Annotated in this window: 12 protein-coding genes; 9 read left to right on the forward strand and 3 right to left on the reverse strand. The window is 71.9% G+C overall.

All coding sequences use genetic code 11. The features are described 5' to 3' along the window. Window positions 1-3: 3 nt before the first annotated feature. A complete protein-coding gene (locus SROS_RS09560; protein ID WP_012888711.1) occupies window positions 4-1,107 on the reverse strand; it encodes an alcohol dehydrogenase catalytic domain-containing protein in 1,104 nt (367 codons plus the stop codon). A gap of 216 nt (window positions 1,108-1,323) precedes the next feature. On the opposite strand from SROS_RS09560, the gene SROS_RS09565 reads away from it, so the two are divergent. The 8 genes from SROS_RS09565 (at window position 1,324) to SROS_RS09610 (ending at window position 14,216) form a co-directional block, all read left to right on the forward strand. Further along, a complete protein-coding gene (locus SROS_RS09565; protein WP_012888712.1) occupies window positions 1,324-2,583 on the forward strand; it encodes an ABC transporter substrate-binding protein in 1,260 nt (419 codons plus the stop codon). 180 nt (window positions 2,584-2,763) lie between these two features. Further along, complete coding sequence (locus tag SROS_RS09570) at window positions 2,764-5,460, forward strand: ABC transporter permease subunit (RefSeq protein ID WP_012888713.1); 2,697 nt, start codon at window positions 2,764-2,766, stop codon at window positions 5,458-5,460. A gap of 16 nt (window positions 5,461-5,476) precedes the next feature. Next, a complete protein-coding gene (locus SROS_RS09575) occupies window positions 5,477-6,226 on the forward strand; it encodes an ABC transporter ATP-binding protein (RefSeq protein WP_012888714.1) in 750 nt (249 codons plus the stop codon). A 603-nt stretch (window positions 6,227-6,829) separates the two neighbouring features. Then, window positions 6,830-7,231: an SSI family serine proteinase inhibitor gene (locus SROS_RS09585; RefSeq protein ID WP_012888715.1), complete on the forward strand. Its 402-nt coding sequence runs from the start codon at window positions 6,830-6,832 to the stop codon at window positions 7,229-7,231. Window positions 7,232-9,301: 2,070 nt separating this feature from the next. Next, on the forward strand, window positions 9,302-11,020 hold the full coding sequence (locus SROS_RS09595) for a S1 family peptidase (RefSeq protein ID WP_012888717.1): 1,719 nt from the start codon (window positions 9,302-9,304) through the stop codon (window positions 11,018-11,020). A 136-nt stretch (window positions 11,021-11,156) separates the two neighbouring features. Beyond that, complete coding sequence (locus SROS_RS09600; protein WP_012888718.1) at window positions 11,157-12,302, forward strand: acyl-CoA dehydrogenase family protein; 1,146 nt, start codon at window positions 11,157-11,159, stop codon at window positions 12,300-12,302. After that, complete coding sequence (locus SROS_RS09605) at window positions 12,299-13,273, forward strand: acyl-CoA dehydrogenase family protein (protein ID WP_012888719.1); 975 nt, start codon at window positions 12,299-12,301, stop codon at window positions 13,271-13,273. The genes SROS_RS09600 and SROS_RS09605 overlap by 4 nt, the downstream gene beginning before the upstream one ends. 121 nt (window positions 13,274-13,394) lie before the next feature. Beyond that, the gene (locus SROS_RS09610; RefSeq protein ID WP_012888720.1) at window positions 13,395-14,216 is read left to right on the forward strand and encodes a TIGR03619 family F420-dependent LLM class oxidoreductase; all 822 of its coding nucleotides are present in this window, start codon (window positions 13,395-13,397) and stop codon (window positions 14,214-14,216) included. 226 nt (window positions 14,217-14,442) lie between these two features. On the opposite strand, the gene SROS_RS52790 is transcribed toward SROS_RS09610, so the two are convergent. Beyond that, window positions 14,443-16,230, reverse strand: coding sequence for a CHAP domain-containing protein (locus tag SROS_RS52790; protein WP_052316905.1), 1,788 nt, complete (start codon window positions 16,228-16,230; stop codon window positions 14,443-14,445). Between the two features lie 391 nt (window positions 16,231-16,621). On the opposite strand from SROS_RS52790, the gene SROS_RS09620 reads away from it, so the two are divergent. Further along, the gene (locus tag SROS_RS09620; RefSeq protein WP_012888722.1) at window positions 16,622-17,257 is read left to right on the forward strand and encodes a PaaI family thioesterase; all 636 of its coding nucleotides are present in this window, start codon (window positions 16,622-16,624) and stop codon (window positions 17,255-17,257) included. A 30-nt stretch (window positions 17,258-17,287) separates the two neighbouring features. Here the strand turns inward: SROS_RS09620 and SROS_RS09625 are convergent, their stop codons facing one another. Next, window positions 17,288-18,037, reverse strand: a complete 750-nt coding sequence (locus SROS_RS09625) for a glucose 1-dehydrogenase (RefSeq protein WP_012888723.1) — start codon at window positions 18,035-18,037, stop codon at window positions 17,288-17,290. Window position 18,038 lies beyond the last annotated feature (1 nt).

Raw genomic sequence — 18,038 nt, forward strand, 5'->3', positions numbered from 1 at the left:
CCGTCAGTCGAAGACGATCACGCTGCGGGCCACCGCGCCCTCGCGGACGTGGCGGATCGCCTCGTTGACGTCCTCCAGCGGCACGCGCTCGCTGACCAGGCGGTCGAGGTCGAGACGGCCGCGCAGGTACTGCTCGGCGAGCATGGGCAGGTCGCGGAGCGGGGCGGCGTCGCCGCCCTGGGTGCCCATCAGGCGCCGGGAGGCGAACAGCAGGCCGGGCTCGATGGTGAGCGGCCGGCCCTGGGGCGGGCTGCCGACCATCACGGTCGTGCCGCCGGGCTGGGTGGAGGCGAAGGCGTCGCCGAGCACGCTGGGCACGCCGGTGACGTCGAAGGCGTAGTCCACGCCGCCCCGGACGATCTCGCCCACCTGCCGGGGCAGGTCGGTGGAGAGGATGGTGTGGGTGGCGCCGAACTCCCCGGCCAGCTTCAGCTTGGACTCGGCCACGTCGGCGCCGATGATGGTCGTGGCGCCGGCGAGCGCGGCGCCCTGGACCACGTTCAGCCCGACACCTCCGCAGCCGACCACCAGCACGCTGGAGCCCGGCGTCACCCCGGCCACGTTCAGCACCGCGCCGACCCCGGTGACCACCCCGCAGGCCAGCAGGCACATGGTGTCGAACGGCGCCCTCCGGTCGATCTTCACGCACATCGGCTCGTTGACCACGGCGTACTCGGCGAACGAGCCGATGCCGATCATCGTCTTGGCGTCGGCGCCGTCCACCTTGATCCGGGTGGTCCCGTCGCGCATCGTGCCCATGATCGCGGCCGTCCGGGCAGGCCCGCCGCACAGGTGGAACCGGCCGCCACCGCAGTTGCGGCAGCGCCCGCAGGCGCCGTTCATCGCGATGATCACGTGGTCGCCCGGCCTGACCCCGGTCACGCCCGCGCCCGTGCTCTCCACGATCCCCGCGCTCTCGTGGCCGAGGACGAAGGGGAGCTGCCGCACCACCGGGCTCTTGCCGTCCAGTGCCTTGATGTCCGAGCCGCACACCCCGGACGCCTTGATCCTGACGCGGACCTCGCCCGGCCCGGGATCGGCGATGTCGACCTCGCGGATCTCCAGCGCCGCCCCGAACTCGGTGAGTACGGCCGCACGCATCAACATCAGTCCGCTCCCGTCGCCGAGGACTCGTGCGCTCCGCACGCTAGCCGGGACCAGGATCATAAGCAAACATTTGCTTGGTTTCCGGCGGCGCCGCAACTGCCGGGCGGTGCTCCATTGACACTCCGGAAGTGCCAAATCTACGCTGGCGAAACCAAGCGAGCGCTAGGCCAAATTATGGGCCGGGTGCGAGCCGCGCGGCACGGCAGGGAGTGATCCATGAGACGGCAGGCAGTGCGACTCATCGGCCTGGTGAGCGCGGCGGCGCTCGTCGCCGGCTGCGCGGCCGCACAGAAGAACGGCACGGGCGCCCCCGGCGAGGCCGCGGGGGCCGCCGGGGTGACCGGTACGACGGTCACCGTGGGCGGCGTGCTCACCAAGACCAGCGCGAGCGGCTACTCGACCAAGGACGCCGAGATCGGGGCCAGGGCCCGGTTCCAGCGGGCGAACGAGGCAGGCGGCGTGCACGGCCGCAGGATCGAGTTCGCCGGGGCGGAGGACGACAACCAGGACGCCGCCAAGGGGGACGCGGCGGCCAAGAAACTGGTCCAGAGGGACAAGGTCTTCGCGCTGGTGCCGGTACACGCGCCCAACTTCGGCGGCGCGACCTTCCTGGAGCAGCAGGGCGTGCCGTGGTTCGGCTGGGCGACGGGCCCGCAGTGGTGCGGTACGGAGACCGGCTTCGGCTACAACGGCTGCCTCGCCCCCAAGCCGGGCGCGGGCTCGCAGACCTGGTGGGGCAACCAGATGGCCGAGCTGATCGGCGGGTCCGCGGGCAAGAGCGTCTACGTCCAGACGACCGACTCCAGCGGCAGCAAGTACGGCGGCAAGACCATCTCCCAGTCCTTCCAGGCGGCGGGCTTCACGCTGGCGGGCCTCAACTCCGGGCTGCCCGCCGCCGCCCCGCCGCCGGACTGGCTGCCCTACGTCAACAAGATCATGACCTCGGACGGCGGCGAGGCCCCGGACCTGGTGGTCTCGATCATCGCCGGCACCAAGTTCAACACCGGCCTGTACGCCGCGCTGAAGAAGGCCGGATACAAGGGCCTGCTGTCCGACGCGACCAGCTACGACGCGGCCATCCTCAAGGACCCGGCCACCGCCCGGGCACTCGAAGGCGTGATCGCGGCCCCCATGTTCGAGCCCTTCGAGTCCCAGGCCCCGGAGATCGCCCAGCTCAAGGCGGACGTGGAGAAGGCGGCGCCGGGCACCGCGCTGACCCAGCACCTGGCCATCGGCTACTGGGCCGCGGACATCTTCCTCAAGGTGCTGGAACAGACGGGCAGGGACCTGACCAGGGAGAGGTTCCTGGCCACCGCCAACGGCTCGTTCACCTACGAGAACGCCGGATTCGGCAGGATCCAGTACCCCAAGGACCACACCGAACCCAACGGCTGCGGCGCCCTGGTCAAGCTTGAGGGCGGCGCGTTCAAGGTCGCCAAGAACATGAAGTGCTTCGACAACGTCCCGCTGAAATAGCGGCCGGAACTTGCCGCTCGCGAGTCTGGCGGGCCACGTGAGCGGCGGGACAGGGGCGGCCGGGGTGTCCGCGAGGACATCCCGGCGCCCAGGTCGGCTCCCGCGGGAGGAGGGCGGGAACGCGGGCCCTCGCCACGAGAAGGCAGAGAACAGGCGCGAAATCTTGGGGTGAAGGCCCTTATGTCGGAGCTTTTCGGTTATATCGTCAGCGGCCTCGTCACCGGCGCCGTGTTCGCGGTCATGGCCTCCGGGCTGACCCTGTCCTACTCGGCCACGGGCGTGTTCAACTTCGCCCACGGCGCCGTCGGCTTCCTGGCCGCGCTGCTGTTCTTCGAACTCAACGCCGGGCTGGGGCTGCCCGCCTGGGCGGCCGGGCTGGTCGCGGTGGGCCTCTTCTCGCCGCTGCTCGGATACGTGCTGCACAGGGCCATGTTCCGCGGCCTGGCCCAGGCGGGGGAGACCGCGCAGATCGTCGGGACCATCGGCCTGACCATCGCGCTGCCCGCGCTCGGGCTCTGGATCGTGGACCTGACCGCCGAGCCGTTCGGGCTGCCGCGCGCCGACGCCACCTCCCTGCCGCACGGCCTCGGCCCCTACCCGGCGGTCACCTTCACCTTCGGCGGCGTCCACCTCGACTCCGACCAGCTCATCACCTTCGCCTTCGCGGTGCTGGCCGCCGCGGGGCTGTGGGCCTTCATGCGGCACACGCCGTACGGCCTGCGGATGCGCGCCTCGGTGGACCGCCGCAGGCTGGCCACCCTGCGCGGGATCGACGCCGACGCCTCCTCGGCCATGGCCTGGACGCTCGGCTCGGCGCTCGCCGGGCTCGCCGGGGTGCTGGCGGTCTCCACCCTGGGCCTGGACTCCACGGCGTTCACCGTGATGCTGTTCGTCTCGGCGACGGCCGCGGTGTTCGGCCGGTTGCGGTCGATCCCGTGGACGTTCGCGGCCGGCCTCGGGCTCGGCGTGGTGCAGAACCTGGTCGCCGGATACGCCGACTTCGCCGAGGACGTCACCGGGCTGCGCACCGCCGTCCCGGTGATCCTGCTGTTCGTGGGGCTGATCCTGCTCAACCGGTCCAGGGAGCGGGTCGCCGGGTCCGCCGCCGAGGACGCGCCGCCGCCCGATTACCTGGCCGACCTGCCGATGTGGCGGCGGCGCCTGCCATGGGCGCTCGGCCTGGCGGCCCTGCTCGCGTGGACCCTCACCCGGTCCGCCGACGACTTCTACGTGAGCGTGGTGGCCCAGGGGCTGGTCCTCGGGCTGATCTTCTGCTCGTTCGTGGTCGTCACCGGCATCGGCGGCATGGTCAACCTCGCGCAGGCGTCCTTCGCCTCGATGGCCGCCCTCACCTGTGGCTGGGCGTTCTCCTCCGGGCTGCCGTTGCCGGTGGCGATCCTGCTCGGCGTCCTGGGGGCGACCGCGGTGGGCGTGCTCGTCGCGCTGCCCGCGCTGCGGCTGGGCGGGCGGATCCTGACCCTGGCGACACTCGCCCTCGCCCTCCTCGCCGACCAGGTGCTGTTCCAGATCGACGCGTTCAGCAACGGCACGATCGGCTGGCCGCTGCCCGCGATCGGTCTGGGCTTCACCGACACCACCGACCCCCGGGTCCGGGTCGTGCTGCTGCTGGCCCTGATCGGGCTGGTCGGCCTGCTGGTGCGCAACCTGGAACGCTCGGCCTCCGGCCGGGCCGTCCTGGCCGTCCGCTCGGCTCCCGCCGCCGCGACCACCTCGGGCATCTCGGCCCCCCGCACCAAGATCATGCTGTTCGCGCTGGCATCCGGGATCGCCGGGCTGGGCGGCGTGCTGTTCGCGACCTTCAAGGGCTCGGTCACCGCCACCGACCTGCCCGCCTTCGCCGGCTTCGTCTGGCTGGCAGTGGTGGTCCTGCAGGGCGTCCGGCGGATCGGCGGCGCCGTGCTCGGCGGGTTGATCGCCGCGGTCTTCCCCGAACTGCTGTCCGGATGGCACATCTCGGCCCACGTCGGCGCCATCCTGTTCGGCCTCGGCGGCATGATCCTGGCCAGGCATCCGGACGGCGTGCTCGCCCAGATGGCCGAGAGCCGCCACCGCCGGCGCGCGGGCAGGCAGCGGCGCGAGGGGGCAGCCGCCATCCAGCGCGAGGCCTCGGCGGTCGCCGCACCCGTGACGGCCGCCGCTGCGGATCCCCGCCCGGAGGAGGGCCGGCCCGTGCCGGAGGCGCTGTTCCGGCTGGAGAACGTGGTGGCGGGATACGGCGACGTCACGGTGCTGCGGGGCGTGGACCTCGCGGTCCGGCCGGGCGAGGTGGTCGCGCTGCTCGGGGCGAACGGCGCGGGCAAGTCGACGACCTGCGCGGTGGCCGCCGGGGACCTGCCGGTGACGGCCGGCCGGGTGATCCTGGACGGGGTGGACGTCACCTCCTGGCCCGCGCACCGTCGCGCCGGGGCGGGCGTGCTGCTCGCCCCGGAGGGGCGCGGGGTGTTCCCGGGGCTGACCGTGGACGAGAACCTGCGCACCTGGCTCGCCGACCCCGGTCCCGTCTACGAGCGGATGCCCCAGCTCGCCCGTCGCAGGGGTATCGCGGCCGGCGCGCTGTCGGGCGGCGAGCAGCAGCTGCTCACGCTCGCTCCGGCGCTGGTCAGGCCGCCCCGGGTGCTGATCGCCGACGAGCCATCGCTCGGGCTGGCACCGCTCGTCGCGGAGCAGGTGTTCGAGGTCTTCGCCGAGCTCCGGGCGCGCGGTGTCGCGCTGCTCCTGGTGGAGGAGAAGGCCACCTCGGCCCTGCGACTCGCCGACACGGTCGTGTTCATGCGTCTGGGCCGGGCCACCTGGACCGGTCCCCGCGCGGAGGTGGACGGCGCCCGGCTCGCCGCCGCCTACCTGGGGGTCTCGTGAGGGTGAGGGGCGAGCGATGAGCGCAGCGTTGGCCGTCGAGGCCGTGTCGGTATCCTTCGGGGGCGTCCACGCGCTCACCGACGTCTCATTCGAGGTACCGGAAGGCCAGGTCTGCGGGGTGATCGGGCCCAACGGCGCGGGCAAGACCACGCTGTTCGACGTGATCTCCGGACTCCGCCGGCCGACCTCGGGCTCCGTCTCGGTGGCGGGCCGCGACACCACGGGCGTCCCGGCGGTACGGCGGGCACGCGACGGGCTGCGCCGTACCTTCCAGCGCACCCAGGTGTTCGGCCGGCTGACCGTGGCCGACAACGTGCTGGCCGCGATCGAGTGGCGGGGAGGGGGCGGGGGCCTTCCGGCCGACCTGGCCGGCGGACGGGCCCGCCGGAGGCTGGAGCGGGAACGCCGGGAACGCGTGGACGAGGTGCTCGCGCTGTGCGGGCTGACCGAGCTGCGCGACGCCTACGCGGCGGCCCTCCCCGTCGGCCGTCGCCGTCTCGTCGAGCTGGCCCGCGCCCTCGCCGACACCCCCTCGCTGCTCCTGCTCGACGAGCCGACCTCCGGCCTCGACGCCGACCAGGCCGCCCGCCTGGAGGAGATCATCAGGGCGCTGGACACCACGGTCCTGCTGGTCGAACACGACATGGGCTTCGTCATGAACGTCTGCGACCGCCTCGTCGTCCTCGACCTCGGCAAGGTCATCGCCTCGGGGCCGCCCGCCGAGATCGGCGACGACCCCGTGGTCCGCGCCGCCTACCTCGGGTGACCGCGAGGACAGAGGCAGGCGGCTCCGAATCCTCGCCGATTTAGCAGGAAAGTAGCGGATACATGGCACTTGCGGCTGTTCCGCTCCACTCTGCCGCTACACCATGTCTGCGGATGCAACCGGCGGATTGATAACGTTCCATGGCGAGTCGCTGCGAGACATGCCGCGATGAGTCGATATAGCATTTTCACAGTTCAGGGCGCACGTCATTCCCCCGAAAAGGCCGGAAGTCTCCCTTTTTGGCCATTCAAACCATGTGCATCTATTGGGGATTTCATGCGACGTCTCTTGTGTCTGACCACCACCGGGCTCTTCCTTCTCGGCGGCACCGCGTCCGCGGCCGCCCAGCCACAGCCTTCCGGGTCAGATCGGTCCATGGTCAAGCCGATTCCATCCCAGGCACAGGTGGACCCGCCGCCGGACCGGACGGGTCCGCCGAGGCCCGTCCCGCCGAGGCCCGTTCCACCTCCGGTCCCGCCGTGGATCCACTCGGGTCCGCCCATCCCGCCGCAACCCATCCCGCCGAGGCCCGTTCCGCCGCGACCCATCCCGCTTCCGCCGTGGGCCTACCCCCGCCCGCCCATTCCGCCGGGGTCGGGGCCGGTGGCGTGGCCCATCCCGCCGCGCCCCTACCCGGTCTACCCCGGGTATCCCGGCTATCCGAGCTACCCCAGCTACCCGGTCGTGCAGGACATGCTGAAAGATCTCCTGCTGACCGTCGAGAAGCTGCGGGACCCGCGCTACACGTCACGGAGCGTCCAGCTCGGGTGTGCTCCGGTGTCCGGCACGCATCCTGACGCGGGTGGGGCGTGTGCCGTGCTGACGCCGGCGTATGGCGACCCCGCCGGGATCGCGCCGGCGCCATGGGGGATCTGCGCCCAGGTGCAGGACCCGGTCAGGGCCACCGCGACCGGCATCTGGAACGGCCGGTACATCCGGTTCGAGCACACCTACAGCAACCCCTGCACGATGCGCCGCGCGACCGGCCCGGTCTTCTCCTTCTAGACCCTTTCCGCGGGCCTCCGGGCGGCTCACCCCGCTCGATCTCGGCTCCCCGGCGCTCCGAGCGCCGGGGAGCCTGCTGATCGGTGGTGGAGGAAGCGCGGACGGCCCCGCCGGGTACTGGCCGGGCAGTGGTGAGCAGGGTGACCGGTGAACCGGTCGCCGGCGGACCGGCGCGTCGCGTGACGGGCCGGGACCGTGCCGCCGTGGCAGAGCGTCCGGCGCGGTGCCCCGGCCCCGGCGGGCCGTTGTTCGACTTGAAGGTGAGGCCGAGCGCGCATATACGTCCTGATCCTGCTTTGAATCCCGACAGAAAGGGCTAAGTGGCCTAAGGAGTAGTGAAGGTTTAATTTGCATGGCGTTTATTTGCTTTTTTGGGGCTACATCAACGGGTGGAATCCGGCTCTCCGACGGTAATTTCTGGCTGATCGCCACCGCGGCGTGACTGATCGGGATCTTCCGATACCAAGAACGTCAGGGGAAATTAAGTGCTTCGTTGGAGAAACAGATGGACGTCAAGTCGCATCTCCCGAAAGCGTGTCGGAGCCCTGGCCGTAGCGGCCATGGCCGGTGTCCTTCTCGCCTCGTCCAATCAGGCTCTAGCCGACGCCACCACCGGGCAGGCGGAAACGACTGCCTCCCCGTCCGGGGCCGGCGGTGTGGGCCCGCTTCCCGCTTCCTCCACGTACTCCGTCGGGAAGGCCGCTATCGGCGCGTGCAACCACTCCTCCAAGTGCCGGCGAAGCCACTGCAGGCACGGGGGCCACTGCGGATGCTGGAGAAGCCACTGCGAATGCCGCAGTAGCCACTGCGAATGCCGGAGAGGCTGCCGTGGTCCCCGTGGCTTCACGGGTAAGCACGGCAGGGACGGCCAGCGGGGACCCGCGGGCCCGCCCGGCCCCGCCGGTCCTCCGGGCCCCGCCGGTCCTCCCGGTCCCGCGGGTGCCGACGGAGTTGACGGCGCCAACGGGCTGATCGGTCCTGCCGGTCCTGCCGGTCCTGCCGGTCCTGCGGGTCCTGCGGGTGCCGATGGGCTGATGGGGCCTGTCGGTCCCATGGGTCCTGCCGGTTCTCGGGGTCCTGCGGGCGCCGACGGACTGATGGGTCCTGCCGGTCCTGCGGGCGCCAATGGACTGATGGGTCCTGCCGGTCCTGCGGGTGCCGATGGGCTGATGGGGCCTGTCGGTCCCATGGGTCCTGCCGGTTCTCGGGGTCCTGCGGGCGCCGACGGACTGATGGGGCCTGCCGGCCCTCAGGGGCCCGCGGGTGCCGATGGGCTGGACGGTCCGCCCGGAGCCGATGGACTCGCCGGTCCTGCCGGTCCTGTGGGGCCTGCCGGTCCTCAAGGTCCTGAGGGTCCTCTCAATCTCACCTCTTCGACCTCTGTCCCCGGTCCTGAGGTCGCCGATGAGCTGGACGGTCCGCCCGGTGCCGAGGGACCCGCCGGTCCGCAGGGTCCCGCCGGTCCTGTGGGTCCCGCCGGTCCTCGGGGTCCTGCCGGTCCCGCCGGTCCGCAGGGTCCTGCCGGTCCGCAGGGTTCCGCCGGTTCCGTCTTCAGCGGTCCTGTGAGCCCTGTCGGTCCGTACGGGCTTGTCGGCCCCGTCGGTCTGATCAATCTCTTCGGCGCCGTGGGTTCCTACGGGACCTACGGGGCCCAGGCGTCCTGCTGCACAGGCGCGGCCCCGGTGTGCTGACCGGTGCTGTGGCCCCTGCGGTCCTCTCGGATCGCAGGGGCCCGGCCCTCCGGGGATCCCGCAGGACGGCTCCGCCCTCTTCCGGGATGAAGATGCTCATGCGAAACCGGCGAGGTTTTTCGGGCATGCAGTAGATTCGCTAAATGTGCCCCGAATAGGGGTGGGATGTTGATCTAGTCCCACGGGTGACTCCGCCTGAAATCCGGCCTGTCGTCACGTCGCCCGGACAGGCGGCCGGAGCTTTCCCCGTCTCCCGGCCGGGAGCATCGCAGCACATCAGCGGAGATTCCCGCTGAACTCCCAGTCGCTTCCAAGTCCTCCTCAAGTCGTCCCCGGCATGCTCTCGCCTCGGGAAGCGAGTTTTGGGGAGAGAACGCAAATGTGGGCACGATTCACCGCCGTGACCGGCCTGGTGCTGGCCGGTGTGCTGGCCCTGCCTGGTGTCGCCATGGCAAAGCCGAAAGATCTGGATATTCCAGTAGGAACATGGCTGGCGGCCAGGACGCATCCGGCCGTGCAGCTGACCTCGGTGTCCTACACGGCCGACGTGGCCGTGCCGACTCCGGTGGCGAACCTGGAGGCGATCAGAGGGCTGACCCAGCAGGGGGTCGCCGCGGTCCAGTCGGGCAAGATCTCGTCGGACGAGAACAGCATCTACCGGTGGGTCGTCCAGCAGATGGCCAAGGAGCCGGGGCGCTACTTCTCGCCGGGGGCGCCGGAGCGGGTCGTGGAGGCGACGGCCGGCGGCCTGTGCACGGGCTGGTGGGTCACGCCGGACGGTTACATGGTGACGGCGGCCCACTGCGTCGGCCAGGAGGAGAGCGAGCTGGCGCAGACCTTCGCCACCCAGGCCCTCACGAAGATCAACGAGAAGGACGCCGCCGACCTGGTTGCCAGCCTCGGTGACATCGCCTCCGACGACGAGATCGTCCGGACGGCCGCAAAGATCTTCCAGGTCTGGAACGCGGACAACATCAAGATCCGCAACGTCCAGAGCTCCCTGTCCCTGCTGCAGAGCCTTCCCGGCGGCGGCGTCGACAAGACCGCCAAGGCGGTACCGATCGAGCTGGTGGCCAAGGGGACGGTCTACCCGGGCAAGGATGTCGCGATCCTCAAGGCCAACGGGCAGAACAACCTGCCGACCGTCCCGCTGGGCCAGGACTCGGACGTGCGGGTGGGCGACACCCTCTACATCAGCGGGTTCCCCGGCACGGTGACGCAGACCTCGATCTTCAACATCGAGTCCAAGCTCGACCCGGCCTTCACCGAGGGCCCCTACAACGCCAGCCGTCAGACCCCCGAGGGCGTGCCGTACATCCAGACCCAGGCCCCGTCCTACCCGGGCAACTCGGGTGGTCCGGTGTTCAGCAAGGACGGCAACGTCATCGGCATCCTGGTCGGTGGCCTGATCCAGCAGGACGGCGGCTCCACCGAGGGGGAGAGCTTCGTGCTGCCGGTCAGCATCGTCAGGGAGAAGCTGAACGAGAAGAACATCAAGTCGGCCGAGTCGGTGACGACGAAGGCCTACAACGAGGCGCTCGACCTGTTCTTCAAGAACCACTACTCCGACGCGCTGCCCAAGTTCCGTGAGGTCCAGGCGCTGCAGCCGAACCACCCGTACGTCGCCAAGTACATCACCGACTCCCAGCAGGCCATCACCGCCGGCAAGGACGAGAGCTCCTCGTCGATCCTGCCGTGGGTGCTGTGGGGCGGCGGAGGCCTGCTCGTCCTGTTCGTGCTCGGCACGCTGGGCGCGGTGCTCAGAGGCAAGCAGCGGTCGAAGGTCCCGCCGTCCTCCTTCCCGCCCGTGCCGTACGGCGCGCAGCCCGGCTACCTGCCGCCGGGACAGGGCCAGTACGGCCACCCGGCCCAGCACGGCCAGCCGTACGGCGTGCCGCAGCAGCAGCCCTACCCGCAGCGGCCGCCCTATCCGCTCCCGGCCGCACCCGAGGACACCCGGGCGGTCCACCCGCAGTCGCCGTACGGGGCGCCGCAGCAGAAGCCCGGCCCCGGGGCGAACACCCGGATCGCCGGACTGGAGGCGGAGCTGGAACAGCTGCGTCGCAACATGGGGCAGCGCCCGCCCGACCAGCGCTGACCCGCCGCCGCGGGCCCGCGAGGGCCCGTCCGGGCCTGTCCGGCCCACCGGGGCCCGGAGCGGATCCACCGCTCCGGGCCCCGTCCCGTGCGGCCCGTCCCTGTACGGCTACCCAAGCGTGCGCTAGTTTGGTTGGGTGGATCTGGACTTCACGCGGGCGGAGCAGGACTTCCGGGCCGAGGTGCGCGACTGGCTGGCCGGGCACGTTCCCGGCGTCCCGCTGCCCTCCATGGACACCCGGGACGGATTCGAGGCACATCGCGAGTGGGAGCGCCTGCTCGCCGGGGAACGGCTGTCGGTGGTCTCCTGGCCCGTCGAGTACGGCGGGCGGGGCGCGAGCCTCGTCGAGTGGCTGATCTTCGAGGAGGAGTACTGGGCGGCGGGCGCCCCCGGCCGGGTCAGCCAGAACGGCATCTTCCTCCTGGCCCCCACCCTCTTCTCCCACGGTACGGCCGAGCAGCGGGAACGGTTCCTGCCCGGCATGGCCAGGGCCGACGACGTCTGGGCCCAGGCATGGTCGGAGCCGGAGGCGGGCAGCGACCTCGCCGCCCTCACCTCCCGCGCCGAGCGGGTCGAGGGTGGCTGGCGGCTCCACGGGCAGAAGACGTGGAGCTCCCGGGCCTCCTACGCGGACTGGGGCTTCGGGCTGTTCCGCACCGACCCCGCCTCGGCCCGGCACCGGGGGCTGACCTACTTCATGTTCCCCCTGGCCGGCGTCACCGTCCGGCCCATAACCCAGCTCGACGGCGAGCACGGGTTCGCCGAACTCTTCTTCGACGGCCTCTTCGTCCCCGACGACCTGGTGCTCGGCGCCGCCGGTGAGGGCTGGCGGATCGCGATGGCCACCACCTCCTCCGAACGCGGCCTCACCCTGCGCAGCCCCGGCCGGTTCCTCGCGACGGCCGACAGGCTGGTCCGGCTGGCCCGCTCGACCGGCGCCGACCCCGTCCTCGCCGACCAGGTGGCCCGGGCCTGGCTGGACGCCGAGTCCTACCGGCTGCACACCTTCGGCACCGCCCGCAGGCTGGCGGCGGGGGAGGAGATCGGCTCCGCGTCCAGCATGGGCAAGGTGTTCTGGTCCGAACTCGACGTGCGCATGCACGCCCTCGCCCTCCGGCTGCTCGGCGAACGCGGCCTGCTGGACGGCGGGGCCCCCGACGCCGAGGAGGGGGGCCGCTGGCTGGACGGCTACCTTTTCTCCCTCGCCGGTCCGATCTACGCGGGCACCAACGAGATCCAGCGGAACATCATCGCCGAACGCGTCCTGGGGCTGCCCCGATGAACTTCGCATTCACCGACGACCAGCTCGCCCTCGCGGCGGCCGTCCGGCAGGTGCTCGCGGCCCACTGCCCGGCGGAGGCGGTACGGAACGGACGGACCCCCGCCTGGTCCCAGCTCGCCGAGATCGGGCTGTTCGGGCTGCTGGTACCCCAGGAGCACGACGGCCTCGGGCTGGGACTCGTCGACGCGGTCCTCCCGTTCGAGGAGACCGGGCGGGCCGCGCTGCCCGGTCCGGTGGCCGAGACCGCCGTGGCCGCCCCGCTGCTGCTGGCCGGCGATCCGGCGCTGGGCAAGCTCGCCGCGGGCTCGCTGCGGGTGAGCGTGCGGATCGGCGACCAGGTCTACTCGCCCGACGCCGACCTGGCCGACCTGCTGATCGTCGAGCGCGAGGGCGTGCCGTACGCCGTCCGGCCCGAGGCGGCACGGCTGACGCCGCAGTCCGGGGTGGACCGGACGAGGCCGCTGTTCGGGGTGGAGTTCGGTGACGCCACCCGGCTCCGGACCGGGATCGTCCCGGCCGTCCGCGCGGTGACGGTCGCGGTGGCCGCCCAGCTCGTCGGGGCGGCCAGGCACCTGCTGGACACGACCGTCGGCTATGCGCGGACCCGCAGGCAGTTCGGCGCGCCGATCGGGTCGTTCCAGGCGGTCAAGCACCAGCTCGCCGAGGTCGCCATCGCGGTCGAGTTCGCCGCGCCCCTGGTCTACGCCGCGGCTCTGGCCGTGGACCGGGACCTGCCCAGCGTGGACCGGGACGTCAGCGCGGCCAAGGCCGCGGCGGGCGAGGCCGCCGAGCTGGCCGCCGGGACCGCCCTCCAGGTGCACGGCGCGATCGGCTACACCGGCGAGCTCGATCTGGGCCTCTGGCTGGCCCGGGTGTGGTCGCTCTCGGCCGCCTACGGCGACCCGGGCCTGCACCGCGCACGGTTGAGAACCGCGATCCTCGGAGCCCCGGAGATGCGGCGATGGCCGTGATCCGCGGGTGCCGGAGCCGGGGCGTGCCGCCGGCGGCCGAGCGGGGTGGCCGCCGGGGTGTCCGGGGTGAGGAGACGGCTGTGATCCGTGTGTGCCGGGGCCGGGTGGCGGGAGGCCGGCGATGAGGTTCGGCGTCCCTCTCGGACTGGTCCATCCGGACGCCTGGCGGGACGTCGCGGTCGCGGCGGACGAGCTCGGGTTCGAGTCGGTCTGGCTGCCCGAGCATCTGGTCTTCGCCACCGACCTGTCGCTGGCGCGTTACCCGGGAACCGACAGGCCCGGCATCTCACCGGCCACCCCGCTGTTCGACGCCCCCGCCTACCTCTGCTGGCTGGCCGGGCTGACCTCACGGGTACGGCTGGGCACCGCGGTGCACCTCTACGCCCTGCGGCACCCCTTCGTCTCCGCGCGGGCCTTCGCCACCCTGGACCGGGTGTCCGGGGGCCGGGCGATCTGCGGGGTCGGCGCCGGGTGGTACGAGGGGGAGTGGCTGGCGGCCGGGGTGGACTTCGGCACCCGGGGGCCCCGGCTGGACGAGGCGATCGAGGTGACCCGGCGGCTCTGGTCCGAGCCGGTCGTCGCGCACGAGGGGCGTTTCTACGGTTTTCCCGAAGTCGCCTTCGAACCCAAGCCCGTCCAGGACCGGCTGCCCATCCTGGCCGGAGGCGAGTCGGGCGCGGCCCTGCGGCGGGCCGCCCGGCTCTGCGACGGCTGGATCAGCATGCCGCACTCCCCGGACACGATCCGCCCCCAGCTCGACAGGCTCGCCGCGCTCCGCGACGACCGCCCCTTCTCGGTCACCGCGCACGCCTACGAACTCGCCGGTCCTGCCGAGATCTCCCGCTGGGAGGGGCTCGGCGTGGACCGCATGATCGTCCGTCCCTGGCGCCGCAGCCGCGACGCCGTCGCCGGCCTCGCGGCCTTCGCCGCCGACTGCCTTTAACGGCGGTTGTCCTCAGCGGCGGCCGGCTTCAGCGGTGGCCGGTCTCGGCGCCGGCTGCGTCCGGAGCCGCCCGTCCCCGGGCGGGCGCCCGCGTGGACGGGCGCTGCCGCCCCCTCTGATCGGCATCCTCGTCCCTCCCGGGCCGGCCCTCCCGTCCTCGTGGACGGGCGCTCTCGCTGCCTCAGGGCAGGCATCCTCGTCCCTCCCGGGCCGGGCTCCCGCCTCCTCAGGCCGGCACCCTCGCCCGGCGGCGGCCCCGGTAGCCGCTGTGGACCAGGACGTCGGACGGCTCGGCGGCGAGTGGCCCGGTCGGGATGGTCGTGCTGACCACGGGCTCGGACCGGCGATGGCGCCGGCCGCGTAGCGGGGCGTCCTGGACGAAGGTCGAGGACTCGACGACCGGGCGCTCGCGGAGGCGGCGCCTGCCCTGGTAGGGGGCCTGAGGGCCGTCGTGGCGCCGGTTGGCCGGGCCGGTTCCCTGGGCGCGGGCCGGGCCGGGCGGGCCGGGCCGGCCGGCGTGGGTGAGGCCTGGCCGGAGGCTCTCCCCGGGCCGGAAGAGATCGTCCAGGCCGCTCTGCGCGTCGCGGGCGAGACTGGCCCGGATGGCCTCCTCGGCGCGGGCCAGGCTCGCCTGCTCGGCGAGGGTGAGGTTGGCCAGTCCGGCCTCCCCGATGAGGTCGGCCAGTCCGGCCTCCCCGACGCGGGTGAGGGGCCCGGTCTGCTCGACCTGTGTGAGAGGCCCGGTCTGCTCGGCGGGGATGAGAGGCCCGGTCTGCTCGGCGGGGATGAGAGGGCCGGTCTGCTCGGCGGGGATGAGTGGCCCGCTCTCCCTGACGTGGCCGAGCGGGGTCGTGACCGAGGGGAAGTCGGCCGTCGCGGCGGCTGGGAGCGTGGTCTCGGGGACGGCCTCCGGGGTGATCCGGAGCTCCTCGGCCAGGACGGGCGTGCCCTTGGTGATCCGGCGGCGGCCGGGGGCGCGGCGGCGGCCCGGGGTCCGGCGGGGCGGGCGGACGGGCGCGCTGTCGCCCGCGGCGAACGCGAGCCGTGTCCTCGACTGCCGGGCCTTGGCGTGGGCGATGATCGCGACCGCGGCGAGCAGGACCGGCGCGAGCACGGCGGGCGTGCCGAGCTGGGGAGTCTGCGGCATGAGGCCGCTGCTGAGCGCGGTCGGGGTGGTCGCGAGCGCGTTGGTGTCCGCGGTGGCGGGTTTGGCGTGCTTGCCGGTCGTGGTGGTACGGCCTGCGGAGATCTGGGGATCGACGGCGGTCGCGCCGGTCCTCGGGGTGGCCTCGCCGGTCTTCGGGTTGGTCTTCGGGGTGGTCCGCGGGGCCGTCTCGGCGGCCTTCGTCTCCCGGGCGGAGGATTTGGCGGGCGACTTGGCGGCGGTCTTGGCGTGCTTGGGGCCGGGCTCCGCCGTGGCCGCCGGGGTCTCGGCCTCCCGGCCGAGGTCGGGCGGGGGGACCATCGCGAGCAGGTTGGGCCCGGGGGTGAGCGCCACCGAGTTGTCCGCCCGGGCGTCGGCGGTGACGACCGTCTGCTTCTGGGAGGCCTCCCTGTCCAGCCGGGCCTTGATCTTCTCCGGATACCCGTAGCCGACGACCTTGCCGGTGTCGCGTTCCTTGCGCTTGGCGACGCCCCCGTCGATGTTCCCCTCGATCGTGTGGATCGTCCTGCCCGTCACCTTGGTGACGATCCCCACGTGGTCGATGTTGTCGATCTTCTTCGAGCCGCTCCAGTCGAAGAAGACGATGGCGCCGGGCTTGGGAGTGGTGCCCCAGGCGTCCTGCTCCTTGAACCACTCGGCGTGGTAGACGGTGTAGGCGAACTGGCCGACCCAGTCCTCGTAGCCGAGCTTCTTGGCCGCCCAGGACAGGTACATGTCACACCAGGGAGCCGCCGTGTAGTCGGCGTCGAACTCGACGTTGTCGCCGTACCAGTGGCCGAACTTGGTGTAACCGCCGCTCTTCTCGGAGTATCCGAGTTCGCTCTCCAGCAGCTTGATGAACTTCTGCATCTCAGGGGTCATAGAAAGCTTAGGGGGACCCCCGGTGGCCGTGAAGCATGGTCGCGCCGCCCTCGCAACCCGGCTACCGGGAGACGGGTTGAGCGATGGCGCGTTCACGCGGACCGATCCGGAGGGACGATCGGGACGCGTGTGGCGGCACCATTGGTCAGTTGTCTTCCGTGACCAGGGAGGCTACCCGGATGGAGCGGAAGGTCAAGACAGGCTAAAGCGCACACCAAGGGGTCGGGGCCTCGCTGGGGTGACAAATGCCGACGTCAGAGGCGTTTTCGGGATTTTTACGCATTAAACCGGTCAAACAAAAAGATCTACCCTCCGGCGGCGTGGCGGGCCTTCCGGGTGGCCGAATGCGATTCGGTAGAACGTGTTCTAAAGTAGGGGCATGACGACCGATCTCGCCTCCACCGAGGACGCCGACGCCCTCCTCGCCGCGCTGGCCGTACTGACCAGGCAGGCCCGTGAACTGGTCGACGCGGTCGTGCTCACCGATGTCCCGGAGAGCGAGATCGCCGCCGTCACCGCCGAGCTGGGCGTTCTCACCGAGCGCCTGCGCGCCCGCAGGCGGACCTCCCCCCAGCCCTTCGAGATCGGCCCCGACGGCGTGCCCCGCCACGCCGGCAACGCCGTCACCGGCTCGGCCAACCCGCACGCCCTCCCGCTGGTCGTCCAGACCACCCCGGAGAGGACGGCCCGTGCCGAGCTGACCTTCCGCCCCACGCACGAGGGACCACCCGCCTCGGTCCACGGCGGGATCAGCGCCATGATCCTCGACCACATGCTGGGACACGCGGTCGCGGTGGCCGGCGTCGCCGGGATGACCGGCACCCTGACCGTGCGCTACCTGCGCCGGGTCCCCTACGGCGAGCCGCTGGTGGCGACCGCCGAATACACCCGCTCCGAAGGCCGCAAGTCCTGGTCCGAGGGGCGGATCGCCCTTCCCGACGGCACCCCCCTGGTCGAGGCCACCGGCCTGTTCGTCACCCCCCGGCAATGGGTGGAGAACCCGTTGCCGGGGTGATCCTGTCCGGCGGGAGCCCGACGGCGGGGCTCAGTAGCCCGCGCCGGTGAGCATGCCGCCGTCCACCGTGAACTCGCTGCCGGTGCAGTAGCTCGCCCGGTCGGAGGCGAGGAAGGCCACCACGTTGGAGACCTCGACCGGCTTGGCGAAGCGCTTGATGACCATGGACTTCAGGAACGCCTCGCCGTCCACCTCGGCGGCGATCTCCGGGTCCATCACCATGGAGGTGTTGATGGCGCCGGGGTGGACGGAGTTCACCCGGATCTTGAAGCGGGCCAGCTCGCGGGCCGCCGCCTTGGTCACGCCGCGCACCCCGAACTTGGAGGCGGCGTAGGCGGACATGCCCTCGGCGCCGATGAAGCCCTCGACCGAGGAGATGTTCACGATCGAGCCCCGGCCGGCGGCCTTCATCGGCTCGATCACCGACTTGACACCGAGCCAGGTGCCCTTGAGGTTCACGTCGAGGACCCGGCTGTACTCGTCCAGCGTCATGTCGGCGATCCGACGGAATTTCAGTATCCCGGCATTGTTGACCAGGATGTCGAGCTTGCCGTACGTCTCGACGGTGGTGCTCACCGCCCGCCGCCAGTCCTCCGGCTCCGTCACGTCCTGATGGACGAACAGCGCCCCGGTGGCCTCCGCGAGCGCCTTGCCCTCGTCGTCGAGCACGTCGCCGAAGACGACCCGGGCGCCCTCTTCGAGGAAGAGCCGCACGTGGGCCTCGCCCATGCCCCGGGCCCCACCGGTGATCAGTGCGACCTTGCCGTCCAGCAGACCCATC

The sequence above is a fragment of the Streptosporangium roseum DSM 43021 genome, from assembly GCF_000024865.1.
Classification (GTDB): domain Bacteria; phylum Actinomycetota; class Actinomycetes; order Streptosporangiales; family Streptosporangiaceae; genus Streptosporangium; species Streptosporangium roseum.

Excerpts from the sequence above, each read along its gene's own strand:
- SROS_RS09570 (WP_012888713.1), top strand. The coding sequence starts at position 2,764 with ATGTCGGAGCTTTTCGGTTATATCGTCAGCGGCCTCGTCACCGGCGCC.
- SROS_RS09610 (WP_012888720.1), top strand. The coding sequence starts at position 13,395 with ATGAGGTTCGGCGTCCCTCTCGGACTGGTCCATCCGGACGCCTGGCGG.
- SROS_RS09565 (WP_012888712.1), top strand. The coding sequence starts at position 1,324 with ATGAGACGGCAGGCAGTGCGACTCATCGGCCTGGTGAGCGCGGCGGCG.
- SROS_RS09595 (WP_012888717.1), top strand. The coding sequence starts at position 9,302 with ATGTGGGCACGATTCACCGCCGTGACCGGCCTGGTGCTGGCCGGTGTG.
- SROS_RS09625 (WP_012888723.1), bottom strand. The coding sequence starts at position 18,037 with ATGGGTCTGCTGGACGGCAAGGTCGCACTGATCACCGGTGGGGCCCGG.
- SROS_RS09560 (WP_012888711.1), bottom strand. The coding sequence starts at position 1,107 with ATGTTGATGCGTGCGGCCGTACTCACCGAGTTCGGGGCGGCGCTGGAG.
- SROS_RS52790 (WP_052316905.1), bottom strand. The coding sequence starts at position 16,230 with ATGCAGAAGTTCATCAAGCTGCTGGAGAGCGAACTCGGATACTCCGAG.
- SROS_RS09605 (WP_012888719.1), top strand. The coding sequence starts at position 12,299 with ATGAACTTCGCATTCACCGACGACCAGCTCGCCCTCGCGGCGGCCGTC.
- SROS_RS09575 (WP_012888714.1), top strand. The coding sequence starts at position 5,477 with ATGAGCGCAGCGTTGGCCGTCGAGGCCGTGTCGGTATCCTTCGGGGGC.
- SROS_RS09620 (WP_012888722.1), top strand. The coding sequence starts at position 16,622 with ATGACGACCGATCTCGCCTCCACCGAGGACGCCGACGCCCTCCTCGCC.